The organism is Streptomyces sp. Tu 2975, assembly GCF_009832925.1.
In the GTDB taxonomy this organism is placed as follows: Bacteria; Actinomycetota; Actinomycetes; order Streptomycetales; family Streptomycetaceae; genus Streptomyces.
In genome coordinates this window covers 6,805,923-6,827,791 of sequence record NZ_CP047140.1, presented here as the reverse complement: position 1 = coordinate 6,827,791, position 21,869 = coordinate 6,805,923, and the positions used below count along the sequence as shown (strand labels likewise).

General features: G+C 72.4%; 18 protein-coding genes and 3 pseudogenes. 11 read left to right on the top strand and 10 right to left on the bottom strand.

Translation table 11 applies throughout. From position 1 onward, the window contains the following. The first annotated feature begins 554 nt into the window (after nucleotides 1-554). Nucleotides 555-812 carry an HU family DNA-binding protein gene (locus GLX30_RS30600; protein WP_159694196.1) on the top strand — a complete coding sequence of 86 codons (258 nt, stop codon included), beginning with the start codon at nucleotides 555-557 and terminating at the stop codon, nucleotides 810-812. 201 nt (nucleotides 813-1,013) lie between these two features. Here the strand turns inward: GLX30_RS30600 and GLX30_RS30595 are convergent, their stop codons facing one another. Further along, nucleotides 1,014-1,322, bottom strand: coding sequence for a hypothetical protein (locus GLX30_RS30595; protein ID WP_347879791.1), 309 nt, complete (start codon nucleotides 1,320-1,322; stop codon nucleotides 1,014-1,016). Nucleotides 1,323-1,461: 139 nt separating this feature from the next. Between GLX30_RS30595 and GLX30_RS30590 the strand changes: the two genes are divergently transcribed. After that, nucleotides 1,462-2,619 carry an ROK family transcriptional regulator gene (locus GLX30_RS30590; protein ID WP_159694195.1) on the top strand — a complete coding sequence of 386 codons (1,158 nt, stop codon included), beginning with the start codon at nucleotides 1,462-1,464 and terminating at the stop codon, nucleotides 2,617-2,619. Nucleotides 2,620-2,733: 114 nt separating this feature from the next. Here GLX30_RS30590 and GLX30_RS30585 read toward each other — a convergent pair. Further along, nucleotides 2,734-3,497: pseudogene (locus tag GLX30_RS30585) on the bottom strand (GntR family transcriptional regulator). Between the two features lie 248 nt (nucleotides 3,498-3,745). Further along, nucleotides 3,746-4,638, bottom strand: a pseudogene (locus GLX30_RS30580) (RNA polymerase sigma-70 factor). 235 nt (nucleotides 4,639-4,873) lie between these two features. On the opposite strand from GLX30_RS30580, the gene GLX30_RS30575 reads away from it, so the two are divergent. The 4 genes from GLX30_RS30575 to GLX30_RS30560 all read left to right on the top strand — a co-directional run bounded on the left by GLX30_RS30575 (nucleotide 4,874) and on the right by GLX30_RS30560 (nucleotide 9,612). Beyond that, the gene (locus tag GLX30_RS30575) at nucleotides 4,874-5,704 is read left to right on the top strand and encodes an alpha/beta fold hydrolase (RefSeq protein ID WP_159694194.1); all 831 of its coding nucleotides are present in this window, start codon (nucleotides 4,874-4,876) and stop codon (nucleotides 5,702-5,704) included. 225 nt (nucleotides 5,705-5,929) lie between these two features. Then, a complete protein-coding gene (locus tag GLX30_RS30570; protein WP_167306878.1) occupies nucleotides 5,930-6,280 on the top strand; it encodes a hypothetical protein in 351 nt (116 codons plus the stop codon). Nucleotides 6,281-6,432: 152 nt separating this feature from the next. Next, nucleotides 6,433-8,016 carry an alkaline phosphatase D family protein gene (locus tag GLX30_RS30565; RefSeq protein ID WP_159694192.1) on the top strand — a complete coding sequence of 528 codons (1,584 nt, stop codon included), beginning with the start codon at nucleotides 6,433-6,435 and terminating at the stop codon, nucleotides 8,014-8,016. 183 nt (nucleotides 8,017-8,199) lie between these two features. After that, nucleotides 8,200-9,612: a GNAT family N-acetyltransferase gene (locus tag GLX30_RS30560; RefSeq protein ID WP_159694191.1), complete on the top strand. Its 1,413-nt coding sequence runs from the start codon at nucleotides 8,200-8,202 to the stop codon at nucleotides 9,610-9,612. Here the strand turns inward: GLX30_RS30560 and GLX30_RS30555 are convergent. Further along, nucleotides 9,521-10,747, bottom strand: a complete 1,227-nt coding sequence (locus GLX30_RS30555) for a PLP-dependent transferase (protein WP_159694190.1) — start codon at nucleotides 10,745-10,747, stop codon at nucleotides 9,521-9,523. The genes GLX30_RS30560 and GLX30_RS30555 overlap by 92 nt on opposite strands. A gap of 59 nt (nucleotides 10,748-10,806) precedes the next feature. Here GLX30_RS30555 and GLX30_RS30550 point away from each other — a divergent pair, with 59 nt between their 5' ends. Next, on the top strand, nucleotides 10,807-11,295 hold the full coding sequence (locus GLX30_RS30550; RefSeq protein ID WP_159694189.1) for an Lrp/AsnC family transcriptional regulator: 489 nt from the start codon (nucleotides 10,807-10,809) through the stop codon (nucleotides 11,293-11,295). 79 nt (nucleotides 11,296-11,374) lie between these two features. Then, nucleotides 11,375-13,063, top strand: a complete 1,689-nt coding sequence (locus GLX30_RS30545; protein ID WP_159694188.1) for a DUF885 domain-containing protein — start codon at nucleotides 11,375-11,377, stop codon at nucleotides 13,061-13,063. Nucleotides 13,064-13,142: 79 nt separating this feature from the next. On the opposite strand, the gene GLX30_RS30540 is transcribed toward GLX30_RS30545, so the two are convergent. Further along, the gene (locus GLX30_RS30540; protein WP_159694187.1) at nucleotides 13,143-13,994 is read right to left on the bottom strand and encodes an SDR family oxidoreductase; all 852 of its coding nucleotides are present in this window, start codon (nucleotides 13,992-13,994) and stop codon (nucleotides 13,143-13,145) included. On the opposite strand from GLX30_RS30540, the pseudogene GLX30_RS30535 reads away from it, so the two are divergent. Then, nucleotides 13,993-14,712, top strand: a pseudogene (locus tag GLX30_RS30535) (ATP-grasp domain-containing protein); the annotation flags it as partial. The gene GLX30_RS30540 and the pseudogene GLX30_RS30535 overlap by 2 nt on opposite strands. An 86-nt stretch (nucleotides 14,713-14,798) precedes the next feature. Here the strand turns inward: GLX30_RS30535 and GLX30_RS30530 are convergent. Then, on the bottom strand, nucleotides 14,799-15,299 hold the full coding sequence (locus tag GLX30_RS30530) for a rhodanese-like domain-containing protein (protein WP_159695331.1): 501 nt from the start codon (nucleotides 15,297-15,299) through the stop codon (nucleotides 14,799-14,801). 94 nt (nucleotides 15,300-15,393) lie between these two features. Here GLX30_RS30530 and GLX30_RS30525 point away from each other — a divergent pair, with 94 nt between their 5' ends. Beyond that, nucleotides 15,394-15,840, top strand: a complete 447-nt coding sequence (locus GLX30_RS30525; RefSeq protein ID WP_159694186.1) for an Lrp/AsnC family transcriptional regulator — start codon at nucleotides 15,394-15,396, stop codon at nucleotides 15,838-15,840. Here GLX30_RS30525 and GLX30_RS30520 read toward each other — a convergent pair. Genes GLX30_RS30520 through GLX30_RS30510 form a run of 3 tightly spaced genes read right to left on the bottom strand, consistent with a single transcriptional unit; the run spans nucleotide 15,830 to nucleotide 20,742 of the window. After that, on the bottom strand, nucleotides 15,830-18,910 hold the full coding sequence (locus GLX30_RS30520) for an SMC family ATPase (RefSeq protein WP_159694185.1): 3,081 nt from the start codon (nucleotides 18,908-18,910) through the stop codon (nucleotides 15,830-15,832). The two genes, GLX30_RS30525 and GLX30_RS30520, sit on opposite strands and share 11 nt — an antisense overlap. Beyond that, nucleotides 18,907-20,073 carry an exonuclease SbcCD subunit D gene (locus tag GLX30_RS30515; protein WP_159694184.1) on the bottom strand — a complete coding sequence of 389 codons (1,167 nt, stop codon included), beginning with the start codon at nucleotides 20,071-20,073 and terminating at the stop codon, nucleotides 18,907-18,909. The genes GLX30_RS30520 and GLX30_RS30515 overlap by 4 nt, the downstream gene beginning before the upstream one ends. A 42-nt stretch (nucleotides 20,074-20,115) precedes the next feature. Then, entirely contained in the window at nucleotides 20,116-20,742 is a 627-nt protein-coding gene (locus GLX30_RS30510) for a YigZ family protein (protein WP_159694183.1), read from the bottom strand. A gap of 76 nt (nucleotides 20,743-20,818) precedes the next feature. Here GLX30_RS30510 and GLX30_RS30505 point away from each other — a divergent pair, with 76 nt between their 5' ends. Further along, the gene (locus GLX30_RS30505; protein WP_159694182.1) at nucleotides 20,819-21,226 is read left to right on the top strand and encodes a CoA-binding protein; all 408 of its coding nucleotides are present in this window, start codon (nucleotides 20,819-20,821) and stop codon (nucleotides 21,224-21,226) included. 46 nt (nucleotides 21,227-21,272) lie between these two features. Here GLX30_RS30505 and GLX30_RS30500 read toward each other — a convergent pair whose 3' ends face one another. After that, a complete protein-coding gene (locus GLX30_RS30500; RefSeq protein WP_159694181.1) occupies nucleotides 21,273-21,827 on the bottom strand; it encodes a YbaK/EbsC family protein in 555 nt (184 codons plus the stop codon). Nucleotides 21,828-21,869 lie beyond the last annotated feature (42 nt).

Genomic DNA, 21,869 nt, shown 5'->3' with positions numbered 1-21,869 from the left:
GATCCAGTACAGGCGGCAGCGGCCCGCTAGGTGGGCGCTGGGGACGATGTTGGCCTCGACCGACGCCCCGTCGGGGATGCCGGCCAGAGCACGCGCGCCGGCCGCGGCGTGAGGACCGGTTCGGTATGTGTCGGGGTCGGTGAGTGTGGCGAAGGGCAGGGCCGTGCTCAAGGCCAGGGCTGTGGTCGCGAGGGCGGCGGGCAAGTCGCCGGGGTTGGTTGACATCCCGCCAGGGAATAACCGTGCGTGATCGACTGCTCCGGAGACGCTTTGCCGCGTAAGCCCTGCGGCCGAACCGTTCGCTGAAGTCGACGCCTCTACGGGAAGGGCGATCCGCACGCTGTTGCGCCGGCCGCGTAACCGTCTCCGCCGGTGAGCACGGCGTGTATTTCAGAGGGACCGTCGTGCCGCTTGCGGCAGCGATCGCGTGGACGGCTCCTGGATCGCATCCGGGTCGTGTTTCGATCAAGGGATGGGCGGTCACTCATGCCATGTGCCGCGGCTGCCTCCCCTGTCGCCGTGGCATCCCCACCCGGAGCGGAGAAGGAAGCGCCATGGACAAGAACGCGCTGGTCGAGGCCACCGTACGCACGGCAGCCGAGGGCGGCGGCCAACTCTCACCGGACGACGTCGAGCAGGTCATCGATGCGCTGTTCGGAACGGTCGAGCAGCCCGGAACCATCGCCCAGGCCCTCAAGAGAGGGGAGCGGGTCACGCTGCTGGGCTTCGGCGACTTCCACGTCGACGGCTCCGCGCCGGTACTGCAGCCGGGCAAGGCGCTCAACGCGTACGTCCACGGAGACACCGACTGACCGAGCCTCCACGCAGTGAACCGCTCGTACGCAGGCGCAGCAGGGCGCGGCGTGCGTGGCTCTTCACGGTCACCTAGGGCGGGTCGACGTCCGTGATGACGGCTACCAGGCGGTGCTCGTCCTCGCCTTCGGCGCGCGAGACGCCCACGGCTATCCAATGGCCCTCGACCCGCCAGAGGTGCAGGTCCTCGACTCGGTGGCTCAGCTCGCCCCACGGCTGAGGGATCGGCTCTCCGCAGATCGTCCCAATGAACACCGACCACAGAGCGAACCACTGGCCCTCCCCCAGCGGCTGCTCAACGCGACCACCAGCGCCTCGCACTCCGCCTCGTACGGCTCGCGCGACCTGCCGTCCGCACGCTCCACCGCCTCCAGGCCGTCCGCGGGCGTGCGCAGCTCCGCCAGGTGGTAGCCGGGACCGCTGTCGCCGAACTCCGACCTGCCGCGCTGTGCCGGGAACTCCCGGCAGCGCAGCCGGTCGATCGCAGCCAGGTGCTGTGCCGTGGTCATGCCCCCATTGAACCTGCCGCCACTGACAGTTGGCACACCGTCACCCGCTCTCCGGCGGCCCGTCCGGGTCCCATGGCGCGAGGCACGCCCGCAGCGAGTACGATCCGGCCAACACGGGGCACGAACTGGGAGGACACACGTGGGGCGGCTGACCGGCGGGGATCCGTCGCTGCTGCGGCGCATCAACTCCGCGGTGGTACTTCATTCCCTGCGGGGCGCCGACGCCCCCACGCTCACCGACCTGACCAGGATCACCGGACTGTCGCGGCCGACGGTCGAGGGTGTGGTGGAAGGGCTGATCGAGACGGGGCTGGTCGTCGAGTTCGTCCCCGAGGAGGGTGAGGCGCGTAAGCAGGGGCGGCCCGCGCGGCGGTTCAGGTTCCGGGCGGAGGCCGGGCATCTGCTGGGCATCGAGATCGGGGCGCACCGGGTGGCCGCACTGCTGTCGGGGCTCGACGGGCGCATCATCGGGGCCGGTTCGCGCGACGTCTCCGAGCGGGCCGGCGCCGACGACAGGCTGGAGCGGGTCCGGGCGGTCGTCGCCGACCTGCTGCGGCGGACCGGTGTGGCGCGGAGCGGTCTGCGTGCGGTGGGCGTCGGCTCCCCGGGGATCGTGGAGGCGGACGGCACCGTACGGCTCTCCACGGCGCTGCCCGGCTGGACGGGCCTTCCGCTGGGCGAGCGGCTGCGCAGGTCGTTCCGGTGCCCGGTGCTGGTGGAGAACGACGCCAACGCGGCGGCGGTGGCCGAGCACTGGAAGGGTGCGGCGACGGACTCCGACGACATCGTGTTCGTGCTCGCCGGTCTCAGTCCCGGCGCGGGGTCGCTCATCGGCGGGCGTCTGCACCGCGGTTACGGCGGGGCGGCGGGCGAGATCGGCGCGCTGCACCTGCTGGGCCGCGACGATACGCCCGAGAAGCTGCTGTCCACGACCGGGGAGCCGCTGCACCCGCTGGACGAGCAGGCGGTGGCGGACGTCTTCGCCCTGGCCAAGAGCGGCGACGAGGGTGCGCTGGCGGCCGTCGAGCGGTTCAACGAGCGCCTGGTGCACGACGTGGCGGCGCTGGTACTGGCCCTCGATCCGGAGCTGGTCGTGATCGGCGGCTGGGCCGCCGGTCTGGACGGGGTGCTGCCTCCGCTGCGCGACGAGCTGGCGCGGTACTGCCTCCGGCCGCCGCGGGTGGCGCTGTCCATGCTGGGTGAGGCGGCGGTGGCGACCGGCGCGCTGCGGCTGGCGCTGGACCACGTGGAGGAGCAGCTCTTCGCCGTCGAGGGCACGGTGACGGCCCGCCGCTGAGCGGCGACGGGCACTGGTCCACCGAGGGCACCTCCGCGCAACGCGCGGGACGATGGCCCACCCGGGCCCGCCGTCGAGTGCTGCGGCGGGCCGGGGTGGACCGGGGCCCGGGGGTCAGGACGCGCGGCGCTGCTGACCGTCGTGGCTTATCTCGACGTCCCCGCTGTCCCGAAGGTGAGGCGGCACGTGTCGGCGCGGTACGTCGCGACCGACACCGCGGCGGTGCGTCCCTCGGAGAAGTACCGGGTGGTGACGACGAGGACGGGCGCGCCGGGCAGCCGGTCCAGCTCCCTGGCGTCGACGGCGCCCGCGGAGCCGAGTTCGACGGCGCGGTCCTGGCCCTCGAGGTCGAGGCGCTGCAGTTCGCGCAGGACGCTGCGGGCGAGGGCCGGGCCGGACGGCGCCTCGATGGCGGGGAGGTCGGGCACCGACGAGGCAGGGACGTAGAGCAGTTCGGCGGCGACGGGCTGGCCGTGGTTCGCCCTCAGCCGGCGGACGGTGTGCACCTCTTCGTCCGCCTCGGTGTCGAGCAGCCTGGCCACGGCCGCCGACGGCACTGCCACGGTGCACTCGGCCGCCTGCCAGGCGTCGTGTCCGGTGCCGGGCCAGTCCTGGCGCGAGGTGGTCACGTCGACGCCCACGCGCGGCGGGGCGACGGTCGTGCCGACGCCGCGGCGGCGCTGGAGGCGGCCTTCGAGCTCCAGTTGCTCGAGCGCCTGCCTGAGGGTGGCGCGGGCGACGCCGAAGCGGGCGGCGAGGTCGCGTTCGTTCGGCAGGATCTCGCCGACGGTGAAGTCGGTGTCGAGTGCTTCGGCAAGCACGGTCTTCAGGTGCCAGTACTTGGGCTCCTGCACCGGTTCCAGCTGCGTGGTCCCCACCCTGATCCTCCGCAATCGCCGTGTCAGCGGCGGCTTTTCCGCGCCCTTGTTTATTAAAGGTTCCTGCACTATCCCTGCGACCATAGGACGGGCCTCCCCTTGGTCAAGACCAATCCTGCGGCTGTCACGCTGTGCAGCGGTCCGGATTCGCACAGCGTTCACGCGGCCTTCGTACTGAGTGCCGCCGCGCAGCACAAGACCCCGCGACCGGATACCGGCCACGGGGTCCGACGTGCGAAGAAGGGGCCTCAGTCCGTGTCGGGCCCGGCGAAGGCGACGAGTTTGTCAGGGTTTCGCACGATGTATACGCATTGGATGCGTCCGTCCAGTACCTCCATCTGCATGACGCTGTCCGGCTTGCCCCGGACAGGACGAGGATCGCCGGTGCGCCGTTGACCTCGACGAAGCGGATCTCGGCGTCCGGAACCGGCTGTTGCGAGATCGCGATGAGGAAGCGTCCGACCTTGTCCGCGCTCTGCATGACGCGAAGTGGCGCCTTGGTCTTGCCGCCGCTGTCGCCGACCAGCCGCACGTCGGGGGCGAGGATGGAGAGCAGCCCCTCCAGATCGCCGCCCGAGGCGGCGGACAGGAACCGCTCCGTGAGGTCACGGCATTCGGCCGGATCCACGTCGTACCGGTGCTTGCGCTCCTCCACGTGCTTGCGCGCCCGCCCGGCGAGTTGGCGTACGGCCGCCTCCGACTTCTCGAGCGTGGTGGCGATCTCGGCATAGGGGAAGCCGAACGCCTCGCGGAGCACGAACACCGCGCGCTCCAGCGGTGAGAGGGACTCGAGGACCACGAGCACGGCGAGCGACACGGATTCGGCGAGCACCGCCCGTTCCGCCGTGTCGGGGACCGACGGGCCGAAGTCGGTGACGATGGGCTCGGGCAGCCACGGCCCGACGTACGACTCGCGGCGTGACTTGACGTGCCGCAGCCGGTCGATCGCGAGGCGGGTGGTGATCCTGACGAGGTAGCCGCGAGGCTCCTTCACGTCGTCGCGCCGGTCGGACGACCAGCGCAGCCAGGCCTCCTGCACCACGTCCTCCGCGTCGGCGATCCGGCCGAGCATGCGGTAGGCCACGCCGGTCAGCACGGGCCGGTGTTCTTCGAAGAGGTCGGTCACGGTGTCTGTAGCCACCCGTCAATCCCAGCCGACGCCGGGCCCGCTGTCCAGCAGGTTCCGGTGCGGCGCGCACTACATCGCCAGGTGGCGGGCCGGTCACTTCTCGAACGGCAATTCCTGGCAGGACCCGGTCAGGGAACGGAGCAGCAACCAGCGCCCCGTTCACCCCGAGCCGGCCCCTTGAAGTCCAAGCTACCGAGCGGTAATTGTTACTGACAATTTGTCTGTCCCAGCGCAGGAGCGTGCAGCCATGGCCGCAGAGATCTCGTTCTCCGTCGAGACCGTCCGGGGCAGCCGCACGCTGTCCGTCACCTACGAGCGCAGGGGCGCCGGCGAGCCGCTGCTGCTGCTCCACGGCATCGGTCACCACTGGCAGGCCTGGGAGCCGGTGATGGGGATACTCGCCGCCGACCGCGACGTGATCGCCGTCGACCTGCCGGGCTTCGGCACCTCGCCCGCGCTGCCGGACGGAGTCCCGTACGACCTGGCGACCGTCTCGACGGTACTCGGCGCGTTCTGCCGGGCTCTCGGTGTCGAGCGTCCCCATGTCGCCGGCAACTCCCTCGGAGGACTGCTCGCCCTCGAGTTGGGCCGCGAGAAACTGGTCCGCTCGGTGACCGCGCTCTCCCCGGCCGGATTCTGGTCGGAGGCGGAGCGACGTTACGCCTTCACCACCCTGCGGGCCATGCGGGTGGGTGCGCGGTCCCTGCCGCTTCCGGTGATCGAGCGGCTGTCCCGGTCGACGGTGGGGCGTACGGCTCTGGTGAGCACCATCTACGCACGGCCGGGCCGCCGTTCGCCCGAGGCCGCCGTCGCGGAGACGCGCGCCCTGCGCGGGGCCACCGGCTTCCACGAGACGCTCGCGGCCGGCGGCGGTGTGCTGTTCCGCGACGACATCCGCGACGTCCCCGTCACCATCGGCTGGGGCACCAAGGACCGGCTGCTGCTGCGCCGCCAGGGCGTTCGCGCCAAGTACGTGATCCCCCGCGCCCGCCTCGTCAGGCTGCCCGGCTGCGGGCACGTCCCGATGAGTGATGATCCGGCGCTGGTGGCACGGGTGCTGCTCGACGGCAGCGCCTGAGTCGGCCCGGTGGCGTCGGCCGCCGGTACGCCGCATCCGGTCCCCACACCGGACGGCAGGCATTTCTGCGACGGCCCCGGCGGCGGATACCGGCGGTGGGCGAGGCGCTCCCCGTGGCATGGAGAATGACCTTGCCCCGCGGTGGCACGAGACAGAGGCGGCTGCGTGGGAGACGAGCGAACGACCCCGCTCGCCTGACGGCGGTGGGACGGAAACGGAGCCGTGATGGATCAGCAGCACTTCTCGGAGATCACCTCGTTCCTCGAGGACCGGCTCCGCCCCCTCTTCGATCCGGAGAACGGCAGTGACCACGGCTTCGGCATGGACGACACCTCCCGTGCCCTGCGTGCGCTGCTCGGCGCCGTCAGAAGTGCGGCGGCCGTGAAGGGCATGTGCGAGCAACGCGCCGCGGCCGATGCGGAGTTGCGGCGCGTCATCGACCAGACGCTGGCGCAGAACTGGGACCAGTTGGTGGGCCTCGCCCGGCATTGGGAGGACCACCCCGACTTCCGGGCCCTGTTCAAGCGTGGTTCCTGGGACTTCGAGCCGGAGCCGGCCGCGCCGGCCGAGGGCTAGAACCGGGCGCGCGCGGCGCGGCGGCGGCCCCTGCCCGGGCGGAGGCGGCGAAGGGGGACGCGGGACGCCGTTCACCCGGCGTTCGCACAACGGACTCGGCCTGCCGCTAGGCATGGCTCGGCACACCGGCCGAACCGCCTGGAGGCACAGCAATGTCACGGACCCCGCAGAGCTCTCCCCCCGCACGCCGTTCCGTCCTGCGCGGCACGGTCGCCGCCTCCGCGGCCCTGGCGCTGCCCACCGTGGGCGCGGCTCCGGCGCTGGCGCTGTCCGGACGGCCGCGTGCGGCCTGGGGCGTGCAGACCGGTGACGTCACGGCCTCGTCCGGGCTGGTGTGGGTCCGTTCCAGCCGGCCCGCGCGGATGATCGTGGAGACGTCCGCGACCGGATCGTTCCGCCGTGCCCGCAGGTGGCACGGACCGCTGCTCGGACCGGGGACGGACTTCACGGGGACGACGGCGTTGCGCGGCCTGCCCGCCGGCGAGCAGGTGCACTACCGGGTGACGCTCGCCGATCCGGACGACCACCGGCGCACCGGCGAGGCGGTGTACGGGACGTTCCGTACCGCGCCGGCGAACCGCCGGCGCGGCGTGCGGTTCCTGTGGTCGGGCGACATCGCCGGGCAGGGCTGGGGCATCAACCCCGACAACGGCGGCTACCGGGCGTACGAGGAGATGCGCCGTCTGGATCCGGACTTCTTCCTGTGCAGCGGGGACACCGTGTACGCGGACGGCCCGCTCGTGCCGAGTGTGACGCTGCCGGACGGGCGGGTGTGGCACAACCTGGTCACGGAGGAGAAGTCGAAGGTCGCCGAGACGCTCGACGAGTACCGCGGCAACTTCCGGTACAACCTGCTCGACGAGAACGTCCGCCGGTTCAACGCCCAGGTGCCGACGATCGTTCAGTGGGACGACCACGAGGTGCGCAACAACTGGTACCCGGGGCAGATCCTCGAAGACGCCCGGTACACGGAGAAGGACGTAGACGTCCTCGCGCGGCGTTCGATGCGGGCGTTCGCCGAGTACTTCCCCGTCAGCACCCTCTCCGCCGCCGGACACGGCGGCGAGGGCCGTATCCACCGGGTGGTCAACCACGGACCGCTGCTGGACGTCTTCGTGCTCGACATGCGCACCTACCGCGACGCCAACTCGCCGAACCGGCAGGCGGAGGAGGGTGAGGGCATCCTCGGCGCAGGGCAGCTCGCGTGGCTGAAGCGGGAGCTGGACCGGTCGAACGCGGTGTGGAAGGTGATCGCCGCCGACATGCCGCTGGGACTCGTGGTCCCGGACGGCTCCGCGGACTTCGAGGCCGTGGCGCAGGGGGATCCCGGCGTGCCGCTGGGGCGCGAGTTGCAGATCGCCGAACTGCTGCGGCACATCAAGCACCGCCGGATCACGGGCACCGTGTGGCTGACCGCCGACGTGCACTACACATCGGCCCAGCACTACGCGCCCGAGCGCGCGGCGTTCAAGGATTTTGCGCCGTTCTGGGAGTTCGTCTCGGGGCCGCTGGCCGCCGGCGGTTTTCCGGCGAACGCGCTGGACGGGACGTTCGGTCCCGACCGGGTGTTCGTGCGGGCGCCGCAGCGGGCGAACGTGTCACCGATGGAGTCTCCGCAGTACTTCGGGGAGGTCGACATCGACGGCGACAGCGGTGAGCTGACGGTGCGGCTGCGCGCGGAGGGCGGAACCGTGCTCTTCACCAAGACGCTTCAGCCTGGGCGTGTCGGCCAGTGACGGGGTCCGGCGCGGGTCCGGCGGTCCCGTGCCCGGGCGGAAACCTGTACGTGTTGCACCATGGAAGCGAACACTGCACGCCAGAATCGGCCAAAACCGACTGATAGCGCTCCAGATCGGCGCTTAACCCATCAGTCACAGAACGTTCGTGATCACGCAACACCGGTCGGTCACAGTGAAGCCATGACAGATGTGACTTCCGCCAAGAGCGCCCGCCGTCCGCACCACTGGCGGCGGGACCTCGTCGAACTGGCCGCCATGTTCACCGCCGTCGCGGTCGCCGACACCATCGCCAAACTGATCGGGCACACTCCCGACGGGCCGTTCCTGCTCATCGCCTCGGCGGTGACGCTGGCCGCGACGGCCACGTTCCACACATGGTGGGCACGGCGCCACGGTCATGCGCCGCCTACGGATCCGGCGGCCGCCGGTGCCCCCGCCGCCTCCCAGGAGACAGCCGGGGAGCAGAGCCCCCGCGAGAGTGCCCTGTGGCGGATGCGCACCACCGTCCAGGACACCCCCGGCAGCCTCGCCGCCCTGTGCAACGCCCTGGCCCGGCTCGACGTGGACATCCTGACGCTCCAGACCCATCCGCTGGCCGACGGGACGGTCGACGAGTTCCTGCTGCGGGCGCCCGCTTCGCTCGAGGCACCGCAGCTCACCCGCGAGGTCGCCGCGGCCGGCGGCAGCGGCACCTGGACGGAGCGCGCCGACGCGCACGACCTGGTCGACACGCCCACCCGGGTGCTCGGCCTCGCCACCCGTACCGCCCTGGACGCCGCCGAACTTCCACTGGCGCTGAGGCAGTTGCTCGGCCGCTGCACCATCCGGTCCCGCCCGGCCGTGTCCCCCACCGGCCGCCCCACCGGCGACATGCCCCCGGTCGAGGGCGTTCTCGAGGAGACGGTGATGCATCTGCGTGACCCGAACGGCGGCGCGATCATCATCGAACGCGCCTATCTGCCCTTCACCCCCACCGAGTTCGCCCGCGCCCGCGCCCTCGTCGAACTCGACGCGCGCCTCGGTCCCCGCATCCCCCGCAGCCAGGACATCCTCACCCTCCCCGAGGGCAACGAGATCTCCGTGCGCCGCGCCGACCAGGACGATGTGGACGCCGCTCTGGCCATGCACGAACGGTGCTCGGCCCGGACGCTCGAGATGCGCTACCACGGCCCGGTCCGGGACGCCGACCGCTATCTCAACCACCTGCTGAGCCCTCGCTTCGGCCGGACGCTGGCGGTGGAAACGGCCTCCGGCCGGCTCGTCGCCCTCGGCCACCTGCTGTGGGACGGCGACGAGACCGAGGTGGCACTGCTCGTCGAGGACGACTGGCAGCGCCGCGGCATCGGCTCGCAGTTGCTGGAGCGTCTGGTCGGCATGGCGGCCGAGGCCGGCTGCGACAGCGTGTACGCCGTCACCCGGTCGTCGAACACCGCGATGGTCGCCGCCATGCGCGGCCTCGGGCTGCCGCTCGACTACCAGATCGAGGAGGGGACCCTGGTGGTCACCGCCCGACTGGCTGCGGCTCCCGGCCGTCCGCGCTCCCGCTTCGAGCAGACGGAGCAGACGGAACGGACCGGGCAGGGCGAGCGCTGAGCGCCTCCGTCAGGTCCCGCCACAGGTCTTCGACGTCCTCGAGCCCGACCGACATCCTCAGCAGCCGGTCGCTGACACCGGCCGAGCGCCGGTCGTTCACATCGACGATGCGGTGGCTGATGGAAGCCGGGTGCTGGATCAGGGTGTCGACGCTGCCGAGGCTCACCGCCGGCGTGATCAGCCGCACCCCGGCGATCACGTCGTGCGGGTCCCCGTACACCTCGAAGGAGACCATCGCCCCGCCGATGCTCGGGTAGTGGACCCGGGCGACCCGCGGGTCGGTGGTGAGCCTGCGGGCGAGATCGGCGGCCGTGGTGGACGCGGCCCGGACCCGCACCGGCAGCGTCGACAACCCGCGCAGCAGCAGGTATCCGGCCATCGGGTGCAGCACGCCACCGGTCGCGAAACGGACCTGGCGCAGCTTGCAGGCGAACTCCTCGTCGCAGGCGACCACACCACCCATCACGTCGCCGTGACCGCCCAGGTACTTGGTGGCGCTGTGCAGGACCAGCCGGGCGCCGTCTTCGGCGGGGCGCTGGAGCACCGGGGTGGCGAAGGTGCTGTCGACGAGCAGCGGCACGGAGCCGCAGGCGTGCCGTACGGCCCGCAGGTCCACCTCGGCGAGCGTCGGGTTGGCCGGGGTCTCGACCATGACCAGCCCGGTGTCGGGCCGCAGGGCGTCGGCTATGCCGGCCGGGTCGGTCCAGGTGACCTCGGTCCCGAGGAGTCCCGCGTTCAGCAGATGGTCGCTGCAGCCGTACAACGGCCGGACGGCGACGACGTGGCGCAGGCCCATGCTCGCCCGGACCAGCAGCACGGCGGTCAGGGCCGCCATGCCGCTGGCGAACGCGACGGCGCTCTCCGTGCCCTCGAGCTTGGCGAGCGCCGTCTCGAACCGGGCGGTGGTGGGGTTGTCCAGCCGTGCGTAGACGGGCGGCCCCTCCGGCCGGGCTCCGGTCGTGGCGAACGCGTCGATCCGCGCGGCCTCGCCGGCGGCGTCGTACGACGGGTAGGTGGTCGACAGGTCGAGCGGCGGGGCGTGCAGGCCGAGCTCCGCGAGATCCTCGCGTCCGGCGTGCACGGCATCGGTGGCCAGGGCCCGGGTCACGGGCGCGGCCGAGGCTGCGTTCTCCATGGCCGCACTGTGAACAGTTACCGGGAAGTAACGGATCTCCTCCGTGCTACGTTCGGCAAATGGCTGATTCTGTCGCACTGGACCCGATCGATCTCCAGATTCTCCGCCTGCTTCAGAACGACGCCCGGACCACGTACCGGGACCTCGCGGCGGAGATCGGCGTCGCCGCCTCGACGTGTCTGGACCGGGTCGCCAGACTGCGCCGCTCCGGCGTCATCCTCGGGCACCGCCTCGCCCTCGACCCGGCACGGCTCGGCCGCGGGCTGCAGGCGCTGCTGTCGGTCCAGGTCCGGCCGCACCGGCGCGAACTGATCGGCCCGTTCGTCGAGCGCATCCGCGCCCTCCCCGAGTCGCTGGCGCTGTTCCATCTCACCGGACCCGACGACTACCTCGTCCACGTCGCGGTGACCGACATGGCGGACCTGCAGCGCCTGGTGATCGACGAGTTCACCTCGCAGCGCGAGGTGGCCAGGGTCGAGACGCGCTTGATCTTCCAGCAGTGGGAGTGCGGGCCGCTGCTGCCCCCGGCGACGCCGACCGGCGGATGATCCACTTCTGGCCGGATGTCAGGTGCCCGGGGGCCGATGGTGGTGACGAGGGGCACGTCTTCGTACGAGGATGTGCCCCATGCCAGACACATCCAGCAGCCCGCTCCCCCGTCAGGTCGCCGACGCCTACGTCGACGCACTCATCGAACTCGATCCGGCCCTCGGTACCTACCTGGGAATCAAGGAAAGTTCAGGGCTCCTCCCCGACTTCTCGCCCGCGGGCACCGAAGCACTCGCCGTCCTCGCCCGCGAGACCCTGGCCCGGCTCGACGACGCGGAGAAGCTGCCGGGCGCCGCCAGTGACGTCGAGCGCCGCTGCGGACGGCTGCTGCGCGAGCGCCTCACTGCCGAACTCGCCGTCCACGACGCCGAGGAGAGCCTGCGAGCCGTCAGCAACATCCACTCCCCCGCCCACACGGTCCGCGAGACGTTCACCGTCACTCCGGCGGAGACCGAAGAGGACTGGGCGGCGATCGCAGAGCGGCTGCGCGCCGTGCCCCGGGCGCTGGAGGGCTACCGGGAGTCCCTCGCCCTCGGCCTCGAGAAGAAGCTCCACGGCGGCCCCCGGGCCACGGCCACCTTCATCGAGCAGCTGACGGAATGGAGCGGCGGCGCCACCGGCCACGGCTGGTTCGAGGAGTTCGCGTCCGCCGGCCCCGCCGCGCTCCGCGTCGAACTCGATGTCGCGGCCGGCGCGGCGACCCGGTCCGTGGCGGAGCTGCGTGACTGGATGCGCGACGTGTACGCCCCCGCCGTGGCGGACGCCCCGGACACCGTCGGCCGCGAGCGATACGCCCGGTGGTCGCGCTACTTCAACGGCACCGACCTCGACCTCGACGAGGCCTACGCGTACGGCTGGTCCGAATACCACCGGCTGCTCGGCGAGATGAAGAAGGAAGCGGAGAAGATCCTTCCCGGTGCGGGCCCCTGGGAGGCGCTGGCCCACCTCGACGTGCACGGCGAGCACATCGAGGGCGAGGAGGAGGTGCGGGTCTGGCTCCAGAAGCTGATGGACGAGGCGATCGAGGCGCTCGACGGCACGCACTTCGAACTCGCCGATCGGGTGCGGAGGGTGGAGTCCCGTATCGCCCCGCCCGGAGGAGCCGCCGCGCCGTACTACACGGCACCGTCGGAGGACTTCTCCCGGCCGGGCCAGACGTGGCTGCCCACCATGGGAGCGACCCGGTTCCCCGTCTACGACCTGGTGTCGACCTGGTACCACGAGGGCGTCCCCGGCCACCACCTCCAGCTCGCCCAGTGGGCCCATGTCGCCGACCGGCTCTCCCGCTACCAGTCCTCCGTCGGACAGGTGAGCGCCAACGCCGAAGGCTGGGCACTGTACGCGGAACGCCTGATGGACGAGCTGGGCTTCCTCAAGGACGCGGAACGCCGCCTCGGCTACCTGGACGCCCAGATGATGCGGGCGTGCCGGGTCATCGTCGACATCGGCATGCACCTCGAGCTGGAGATCCCGGCGGACTCTCCGTTCCACCCGGGCGGGCGCTGGACGCCGGAACTGGCGCAGGAGTTCTTCGGCATGCACAGCGGCCGGCCGGCGGACTTCGTGGAGAGCGAACTCACCCGCTACCTGTCGATGCCCGCCCAGGCCATCGGCTACAAGCTCGGCGAACGGGCCTGGCTGCTGGGTCGCGAGAACGCGCGCCGGGCGCACGGGGAGGCGTTCGACGCGAAGGCGTGGCACATGGCGGCGCTCTCGCAGGGGTCGCTGGGGCTGGACGACCTGGTGGAGGAGCTGTCCCGGCTGTGACGGTTGGGGCGGGGCGGGTGGCCGCTGCGCGGGGTGGGGGAACGGCCCGGCGCAGCGGGCCCGCCCCACCCGCGCCGCGTCAGCGGCGAAAGCCGCCCTCCGAGTCGATCACCTGCCCCGTGATCCACTCCGCCTCGTCCGTCGCCAGCCACGCGATCAGGCGGGCCGGGTCGTCCGGCATGCCCCACCGGCCGGCCGGGAACATCGCCGCGATGGCCTCGTACGCCTCGCCGTCCAGGTAATCCGTGTCGACCGGCCCCGGGTTGACGCAGTTGACGGTCACAGCCAGGTCGGCGAGCGAGGTCGCCAACGAGCGGGTCGCCGAGGCCAGCGCGCCCTTCGCGAGGGCGTAGGCGATCTCGCCGGGCATGCCGCCCGCGATGTCCTGGCCCGAGGTCATCACCAGGATCCGCCCGCCAGGCGTCCGCCCCGGCAGCGTGGCCCGCAACCGCGCGTACGCCTGGACCAGCAGGATCACGGAGCGGGCGTCGATCGCCCAGTGCGCGTCGAGCATGGCGGCGTCGATCCCGTCCAGCGGACCGTCGAAGCCGCTCAGCGCGTGGTTGGCGACGAGGATGTCGAGACGGCCGCCGAGCGCGTCGGCGGCCGCGGCCAGCAGCGCGGCCGGGGCGCCGGCGTCGGACAGGTCCGCGGGACCGTGGCGCACGAGCGCCTCGGGGTCCCCGAGGGCCTCACGCACGCCCGCGGCGACCGCTTCCGGACCGCCGGGCTCCGCGCCCCACGGCTGGGCGGCATCGTGCGGTACGTGATGGTGGAGGTAGACGCTCGCGCCGTACGCGGCGAGGCGCCGGGCCACCGCGTAACCGATCCCGCCCGTGCGGCTGGCCCCGGTGACCAGGGCGGTGCGTCCGCGCAGCGGGAGGAGGTCTCGGCGCAGCGACTCGGCGGAAGGAGACGGCAAGTTGGGCATGACCATGCATCGTGATCGATTCGCCGGGCCTTGTCATGCGGTTTCCGGCACCGGCGCTCCGGCGAATTCGCTGCCCCGGCGCAGTTCCGTACGGCACCCTTCGGACATGGGCACTCTCTTCCTCTCCCCCCGGATCACCGCCACCGGCAAGGCACTCGCGGCTGCCGCTGTCCGGCGGGGCATGCGTACGAGGACTCTGCACGACTGGCGCGTGGCGGAGGAGTTCCAGGGCGTGCCGGAAGGATCCCTCTACGCAGGGCCGTTGTTCGCGGACGCGGTGGCCGGCGACATCGGACTCGGCCTGTTGGAGGCGCCGGAGACATGGCTGGCCGAGCTTCCCCACGAACTGACGGTCCGCCACATCGAGTTGACGACGGTCGCGGAGGCCCGGGCGCTGCGCAGGCCGGCGTTCGTCAAGCCGCCCAACGACAAGAGCTTCCCTGCCAGGGTCTACCCGGACGGCAGTGGGCTGCCCGGACCCGACGCCGTCGACGACGACACTCCGGTGCTGGTCAGCGACATCGTGACGTTCACGGCCGAGTACCGGTTGTTCCTGCTCGACGGCGCGGTGGTGACGGGCAGCCGGTATGCCGTGCGCGGCGAGCTGGACGTCGCGCCGCTGGAGAGGGATCCGTGCCGGGAAGAGGTTCTGGCCTTCGCCGCCCGGCTGGACCCTGCCGGCCTGCCGAGCGCGATCGTGGTCGACGTGGGGTCGGTCGACGGCGGCGACCTCGGACCCCGCCCGGGGTCCGGCCCCGGGCCCGACGTCGGGCCGGCGGCAGGGTGCGCGGGGCCCGGGCCGTTTCAGCAGCCGCAGTCGTCCGCACCGGCAGGCGCGGTCAGCGGGTCGGCGTCGCGGACGGTGCGCCCCTCCCAGGTCTCGTACTCGAATCCCTCCCTGGCCCAGTACTCGAAGCCGCCGAGCATCTCCTTGACCTGGAAGCCCAGTTGGGCGAGGGCGAAGGCCGCGCGGGTGGCTCCGTTGCAGCCGGGACCCCAGCAGTAGGTGACGACCGGCACGGACCTGTCGAGGAGTTGCTCCGCCTGCTCCGGGACGAGGGCGGTCGGCAGGTGCACCGCGCCCGGAATGTGGCCCTGGTCCCAGGACTCGGTGGAGCGGGAGTCCAGAACGACGAATCCGGGGTCGCCGCCGGCCGAGAGCGCGGCCGCGACGTCGGAGACGTCGGCGTGGAAGGCGAGGCTCGCGCCGAAGTAGGCGGCCGCGACCTCCGGGTCGGCGGGCGGCACCCGCAGGACGGGGTTGGCCGGCTGCGTCACGAGGGAGTTGCTCTGCGTCGTCGTCATGCCCAGAAATCTACGGTCGGTGATCGTCTCCAGGAAGTGGGATTCCCCGGCGCTCGTCTTGATCGGCCGGGCGATCCCCTGTTGTGTGTCGGCCATGACGGGACATTCACCGGACGCCACCGACTGGCGCATACTCGAGGCCCTTCAGACCCGGGGCAGGGCCAGCTACGCGGAGTTGGCGCGGGCCGTCTCCATGTCTGCGAGCGCCGTCACCGAGCGGGTGCGGAGACTGGAGGAGGCGGGCGTCATCGAGGGGTATTCGGCGGTCGTGGACCACGAGCGGATCGGGCTGCCGATCCTCGCCTTCGTACGGCTGCGCTATCCGAACGGCAACTACAAGCCGTTCCACGACCTGCTCGACGCGACGCCCGAGGTCCTCGAGGCCCACCATGTCACGGGCGACGACTGCTTCGTGCTGAAGGTCGCCGCCCGCTCGATGAGCCACCTCGAGCAGGTCTCGGGGAAGATCGGCGCTCTGGGCTCCGTGACGACGAGCGTCGTCTATTCGTCGCCGCTGCGCCGCCGCCCGATCAGTCGCTGAGGGCGGCCTCCGTCCGCAGCCGCACGGCCGACCCGCCGCGGTCCTTGACGACCTCCAGTTGCGCGGGGATGCGTCGGCGCAGATCGCCGACATGGCTGACGATGCCGACGCTGCGGTCCCGTTCGCGGAGCGAGTCGAGGACGTCGAGCACCTCGTCGAGTGTCTGGTCGTCGAGGCTGCCGAAACCCTCGTCGATGAACAGGGTGTCGAGCCGCATGCCGCCGGCCTCGTCGGTGACCACGTCGGCGAGACCGAGGGCGAGGGCGAGCGAGGCGAAGAACGTCTCGCCGCCGGACAGGGTCGCCGTGTCGCGTTCCCGGCCGGTCCAGGCGTCGACGACGCGCAGTCCCAGGCCGGCGCGTTTCCCGCCGGTGCGGGCGTCGGAGTGGATGAGCGTGTACCGGCCGGAGGACATCCGCTGCAGCCGTACGGTGGCGGCTGCCGCGACCTGTTCCAGGCGGGCGGCGAGCACATACGACTCGAGGCGCATCTTGCGTTCGTTGTCGGCGGAGGTCCCCGCGGTGAGGGAGGCGAGGCCGGCCACCAGCTCGTACTCCTCGCGCAGCGGGCGCAGCGCGAGGGTCTCCGAGGTGGCCTGCCGGGACAGCCGGTCGAGTTCGGCGCACCTGTCACGTGCGGCGTCGAGCGCCGATGCGGCGTCGCGCAGTGCGCGCTCCGCGGCCTCGTGGACGGCGCGGGCCGTTCCGGGCGCCGCGGCGGGCCGGGCCGCCGCGGTACGGGCGTCGTCCTCCGCGAGCCGGTCGGCGACGGCGGCGGCCTCCGCCTGCCAGGCGTCGATTCGGTGCTGGATGTCGCGCTGTTCGGCGTCGGTCAGCAGGCGCGCCGCCGCGTCCGCGGGGGTGTCGAAGCCGGCGCGGAAGGCGGCGTCGGCGAGCCGGTCGTCGGCCTCCTTCAGCCGCAGGGCGGTGCTGTCGACCGCGCGGACGGCGTCTGCCGCGGCGGTCAGCAGACCGGCCCGGCTCTCCAGCTGCGCGGCGCGCTCGGCGACGCTGCGGGCGCCGTCCCGCGCCCTGGACAGGTCGTCCTCGAGCTGGGCCAGCTCCTGGTCGAGGGTCTCCCGACGGGAGGTGCGGGCGGCGCTGCTCCGCTCCGCCTCCTGCCGGGCGGCGACCCGCTTCTCGTACTCCCGTTCCGCGCGTTCAAGTGCCTCGCGGGCGCCGTGTGTTCCGGCCGCAAGATCACGCGCGGCGGCGTACTCCCGCTCCAGTTCCTCGACCGCGCCGCGCAGGTCCGCCACCGCCGGGTCCTCGCCGGACCGGGGCAAGGGGACGGTCGTTCCCTGCCGCGAGTGCCCGGCGGACGACGGCTCCGGGCCGCGGGCCCTGGCCGCCGCCGAAGCTCGGGACTCGCCGAGCACGGCCAGCTCCCGCTCCGCGTCCTCCTTGGCCTTCTGCGCGCGTACATACCGCTCGTAGGCCGTGTCCTCCGCGGCGCGGTCCACGTGCCCGGCGCCCGCGCGGGCCGGCGCCGGGTGCTCCACGGAGCCGCAGACGGCACAGGCCTCGCCCGGGAGGAGCGCCGAGGCCAGTTCCGTGGCGATGCCCTGGAGCCGGCGCTCCTTGAGGTCCAGCCAGGCCGCCTTGGCCTCGTTGGCGCGCTCGTGCAGGATGCGCAGCCGATCGGCGGCCTTGTCCACGCGGGTGGCGAGGTCGTCGCGTTCCTGGGCGGCGCGCAGTCGTTCGCGGGCCGGTTCGAGCCGGCCGGCGAGATGTTCGGCCCGGGTAGCGGCCTCCTGCGCGGCCGTGATCCGTTCCTGGTGGCCACGGCGGACGCCGTCCCATTCGGCGAGCCAGTCCGCCGCCTCGGCGAGGATGTCGTCGTCGGCCCGGGCCTGCCGGTCGAGGTCCGCCAGCTCTCGGGTGATGTCCGAAGCACGGGCCTCGGCCCTGCGGGCGGCGTCGAGGCCGCCGAGTTCCTGGCGCAGCGTGCGTTCGGCGCCGGTGAGCCGGTCCGCGCCCGCGTCGGTGAATTCGGCGGGAAGTGCGGTCCTGGTCCGTTCGCGTTCGGCCTCCGCCGTGCGGTGTTCGCGCTCGGCGGCGTCGCGCATCCGCAGCGCCGGCTCGACGAGCGCGGCCTTGCGGGCCCGTTCCAGCCGGGCGCACCGGCTCTCGTGCTCCGCGCGCCGCGTCTCGAGGGCCTCGGAGCGCTCCGCCGCCTCCGCGTACCGCCGCTGGAGCCGGTCCAGTTCCTGTTCGGCCTCGAGGGTCCGGCGGGCGGCTGCCTGCCGGCTCTCGGTAGCGGCGAGGGCGTACTCGGCGATGTCGAGCCGCTCGCGGGCGCCGGTGCGGGCCACCGCCGCCCATTGCAGGACGGCGTCCGCGAGGCCCGGGTCGCCGGGCTGGTACTCGGGGCGGGTCCACTCGGCGGCCGCCGGGCCGGCGGCCTGCTCGATCCGGTGGGCGACGGCGAGCAGCCGTTCGTCGCCGGCCTTCACCTGGTGCTCGGCGGCGCGCCGCAGCTCGGCGAGGTGGTCCTCGACGGCGGCGAACCGGCGTGTGTCGAAGAGCCGTCCGAGGAGCTTGCCGCGGGCCTCCGCATCGGATCGGAGGAATCGGGCGAAATCACCCTGCGGCAACAGGACGACCTGGCAGAACTGCTCGCGACTCATCCCGAGGAGCTGGGTGATCTCCTCCCCGATCTCCTGGTGCGACGTGCTGAGCGGCCGCCATTCACCGCTCGCCGTGTCGTACTCGCGCAGCGTGCTGTGCGCCCGCTCGGTGACGAAACCCTTGCCACGTGCCTTGGGGCGCGGCTGTGCCGGACGTCGGGTGATCTCCAGCCGCCGTCCGGCGACGGTCAGTTCGAGGCTGACCTCGGTCGGCGTGCCGACGGGGGCGTGGTCGCTGCGCAGCGACGTCCCGGGGCTCTGGCGCGCGCCGGGGACCGCGCCGTACAGCGCGAAACAGACGGCATCGAGGACGGAGGTCTTGCCCGCTCCTGTCGGCCCGTGCAGCAGGAAGATCCCGGAGCTCGCGAGGGTGTCGAAGTCGACATCCTGGGTGGCACCGAAGGGACCGAACGCGGTGACGGCGAGTCTGTGCAGTCTCACCCGGCCACCTCGCGCACACCGGCGTCGACCCGTACGTCCTCGAAGGCGGCGCGCAGGACGGTGCGCTCGCCGTCGTCAGGGCCGTTGCCGCCGCGTACATGGGCCACGAAGTCCTCCGCGATCTGCTGGTCGCTGCGCCCGCGCAGCCGCTGGGCGTAGGAGGCGGACGAGTCCTCCGGAGCGCGGTCCGGCTCGAACACCAGGCTGAGGATGTGCGGGAAGCGCCGGGCCAGCCGCGCCATCGGATCCGCAGGGCGCACGGCGTCCGTGAGGGTCGCCTCCACGAACGACTCCTCGTACCGGTCCAGCTCCGGGCTCTCCAGCAGCTCTTCGATGGTGCCGTGCAGCCGGGCGAGGGGGCGTGGCACGGGGCAGTCGATCCGCTCGGCGGTAACGGCTCCCGAGGCATCGAGGTCGACCAGCCACATCGTCTTGCGGTGGTCGGTCTCGGAGAAGGAGTAGGCGAGCGGGGAGCCCGAGTAGCGGATCCGCTCGGTGATGGTCTGACAGCCGTGCAGGTGTCCGAGGGCCACGTAGTCCACGCCATGGAAGACGCCGGAGGGGACGGCGCAGACACCGCCGACGGTGATGTCCCGCTCGCTGTCGCTCACCTCGCCGCCCATCACGAAGGCGTGCGCGAGCACGACGGACCGGGTCCCCTCCTCGCGGGCGGCGAGGTCGTCCCGTATCCGCTCCATCGCCGCGGCGAGCACCGTCTCATGGGCGGCCTTCTCCGTGCCGAACTCGTTCCTGACCAGGGACGGTTCGAGGTAGGGCAGCCCGTAGCAGGCCACCGGGCCGTGTTCGTCGGCGAGCAGTACGGGGGTGCCGCAGCCCGCCGGGTCCGTGCGCAGATGTATCCCGGCCCGGTCGATGAGTCCTGCTCCGACGCCGAGGCGGCGCGCCGAGTCGTGGTTCCCGGAGATCATCACCGTCGGCACGCCGGCGTCCGCGAGCCGGTGCAGCGCCTCGTCGAACAGTGCCACGGCGGCGAGCGGCGGGACGGCCCGGTCGTACACGTCTCCCGCCACCAGCACCGCGTCGACCTCCCGCTCGCGCGCCGTCGCCACCAGGTGGTCGAGGAACGCGGCTTGGGCGTCGAGCATGCTCACCCGGTGGAACGACCGGCCCAGGTGCCAGTCCGACGTGTGCAGGAGTCTCATGATCCGTGAGCGTATCGGTGGGGTCGGACAATGCGGGCGGGTTCACGCATCTCCGTACGCCTCGCCCCCGAGCTCCAGCCCGGCCGTGCCCGCCGTGACGTCCGCCAGCCAGGCGCGGAAAGCGTCGACGTCGGCGTCGGGCAGCCCGATCCCGATGCGGACGGTGTCCGTGTATGTGACGTCGCGCACCTGACGGCCGGTCGCCCGGAGGTCGTTCTCCAGCTTCCCGGCACGCTGGTGGTCGACCGTGACGGTGGCGAGCCTGAACCGCTTGCGGGTGACGGTGCCGAGAGTGTCCAGGGCCTCGCCGACGACGCCGCCGTACGCCCTGATCAGTCCGCCCGCGCCGAGCTTGACACCCCCGTAGTACCGGGTGACGACGGCGGCGACGTACCGGATCTCCCGGCGCATCAGCATCTGCAGCATGGGCACCCCGGCCGTGCCGCCGGGCTCGCCGTCGTCGCTCGCCTTCTGCACGGCCGCGTCGGCGCCGACGACGTAGGCGAAGCAGTTGTGCGTGGCGGTCGGGTGCTCCTTGCGGATGCGCGCGACGAAGGCCTGGGCCTCCCCCTCCGTGGCGGCCGGGGCGAGCGCGCAGATGAAGCGCGATCGGTTGATCTCGGTCTCGTGGACACCCTCGCGGGCGACCGTCCGGTACTGCTCCTGCATCCGGCCACCCTATGCGCCGTCCGGGGCCGGTTCGGCCACCGGGGAATCGCGGGGACCCCCCGCCCGTTCTCGTGGCATGTACGCAGATGCAGAGACGATCCGCAGAATCCTGACGGTCACCGGTGACACCTGGGCGGTGGTCGGCCTGTCCAACAACGAGCGGCGGGCGGCATACGGCGTGGCCGATGTGCTCCAGCGCTACGGCAAGCGCATCGTGCCGGTGCACCCGAAGGCCGAGACGGTCCACGGCGAGAAGGGGTACGCGAGCCTTTCCGAGATCCCGTTCCCGGTCGACGTCGTCGACGTGTTCGTGAACTCGGGTCTGGCAGGCGCGGTGGCCGACGAGGCCGTCGGCGTCGGGGCGAAGGCCGTCTGGTTCCAGCTCGGCGTGATCGACGAGGAGGCGTACGCGCGCACCACGGCGGCCGGCGTGGACATGGTGATGGACCGATGCCCCGCCATCGAGATCCCGCGGCTCGGCTGAGCCGCCGGTCGTTCCCGGCGGGGCGGGCGTCCCCGGCGGTCCGCCGTCAGATGCCGAGGCCTTCGACGACCACGGCGCCGGGCAGGGCGGCGAACGCCTTGCCCGGCAGGATCAGCTTGCCGCGTCGGCGGCCGCTGCCGACGAGGACCCATTCGGTGTCGACGACGGCCGGGTCCACCAGCAGCGGCCAGTCGGCGGGCAGCCCGACCGGGGTGATCCCGCCGTATTCCATACCGCTTTCGCCGGTCGCGGCCTCCCTCGGCGCGAACGACGCCTTGCGGGCGCCCAGTTGCCTGCGCACGGCACCATTGACGTCGACACGGGTGCGGGACAGGACCAGGCAGCCGGCGAGCGAGGTGGCGCCGCCCCGCTTCCCGGCGACGACGACGCAGTTCGCGGACTGCTCGAGCAGTTCGCGGCCGTAGTGCTCGACGAAGACGGAAGTGTCGGCGATCTCCGGGTCCGTGTCGACGTAGAGGATCTGCTCGGCCGGCACGTCGCCGTGCCAGGCACGCACGGCCGCCGCGACGGGTGCGACAAGGAGGTCCAGGCAGTCGGGTGCGGGGGTGGCATCGTCGAAATTCCCGATGGGTGCGCGCATGTGCCGCACGGTAACACCGCACCGCACGGCGGCGATCGGGCG

Excerpts from the sequence above, each read along its gene's own strand:
- GLX30_RS30500 (WP_159694181.1), bottom strand. The coding sequence starts at position 21,827 with ATGCGCGCACCCATCGGGAATTTCGACGATGCCACCCCCGCACCCGAC.
- GLX30_RS30550 (WP_159694189.1), top strand. The coding sequence starts at position 10,807 with ATGGCTGATTCTGTCGCACTGGACCCGATCGATCTCCAGATTCTCCGC.
- GLX30_RS30570 (WP_167306878.1), top strand. The coding sequence starts at position 5,930 with ATGGATCAGCAGCACTTCTCGGAGATCACCTCGTTCCTCGAGGACCGG.
- GLX30_RS30505 (WP_159694182.1), top strand. The coding sequence starts at position 20,819 with ATGTACGCAGATGCAGAGACGATCCGCAGAATCCTGACGGTCACCGGT.
- GLX30_RS30560 (WP_159694191.1), top strand. The coding sequence starts at position 8,200 with ATGACAGATGTGACTTCCGCCAAGAGCGCCCGCCGTCCGCACCACTGG.
- GLX30_RS30595 (WP_347879791.1), bottom strand. The coding sequence starts at position 1,322 with ATGACCACGGCACAGCACCTGGCTGCGATCGACCGGCTGCGCTGCCGG.
- GLX30_RS30510 (WP_159694183.1), bottom strand. The coding sequence starts at position 20,742 with ATGCAGGAGCAGTACCGGACGGTCGCCCGCGAGGGTGTCCACGAGACC.
- GLX30_RS30575 (WP_159694194.1), top strand. The coding sequence starts at position 4,874 with ATGGCCGCAGAGATCTCGTTCTCCGTCGAGACCGTCCGGGGCAGCCGC.
- GLX30_RS30540 (WP_159694187.1), bottom strand. The coding sequence starts at position 13,994 with ATGCCCAACTTGCCGTCTCCTTCCGCCGAGTCGCTGCGCCGAGACCTC.
- GLX30_RS30545 (WP_159694188.1), top strand. The coding sequence starts at position 11,375 with ATGCCAGACACATCCAGCAGCCCGCTCCCCCGTCAGGTCGCCGACGCC.
- GLX30_RS30600 (WP_159694196.1), top strand. The coding sequence starts at position 555 with ATGGACAAGAACGCGCTGGTCGAGGCCACCGTACGCACGGCAGCCGAG.
- GLX30_RS30530 (WP_159695331.1), bottom strand. The coding sequence starts at position 15,299 with ATGACGACGACGCAGAGCAACTCCCTCGTGACGCAGCCGGCCAACCCC.
- GLX30_RS30565 (WP_159694192.1), top strand. The coding sequence starts at position 6,433 with ATGTCACGGACCCCGCAGAGCTCTCCCCCCGCACGCCGTTCCGTCCTG.
- GLX30_RS30525 (WP_159694186.1), top strand. The coding sequence starts at position 15,394 with ATGACGGGACATTCACCGGACGCCACCGACTGGCGCATACTCGAGGCC.
- GLX30_RS30555 (WP_159694190.1), bottom strand. The coding sequence starts at position 10,747 with ATGGAGAACGCAGCCTCGGCCGCGCCCGTGACCCGGGCCCTGGCCACC.
- GLX30_RS30515 (WP_159694184.1), bottom strand. The coding sequence starts at position 20,073 with ATGAGACTCCTGCACACGTCGGACTGGCACCTGGGCCGGTCGTTCCAC.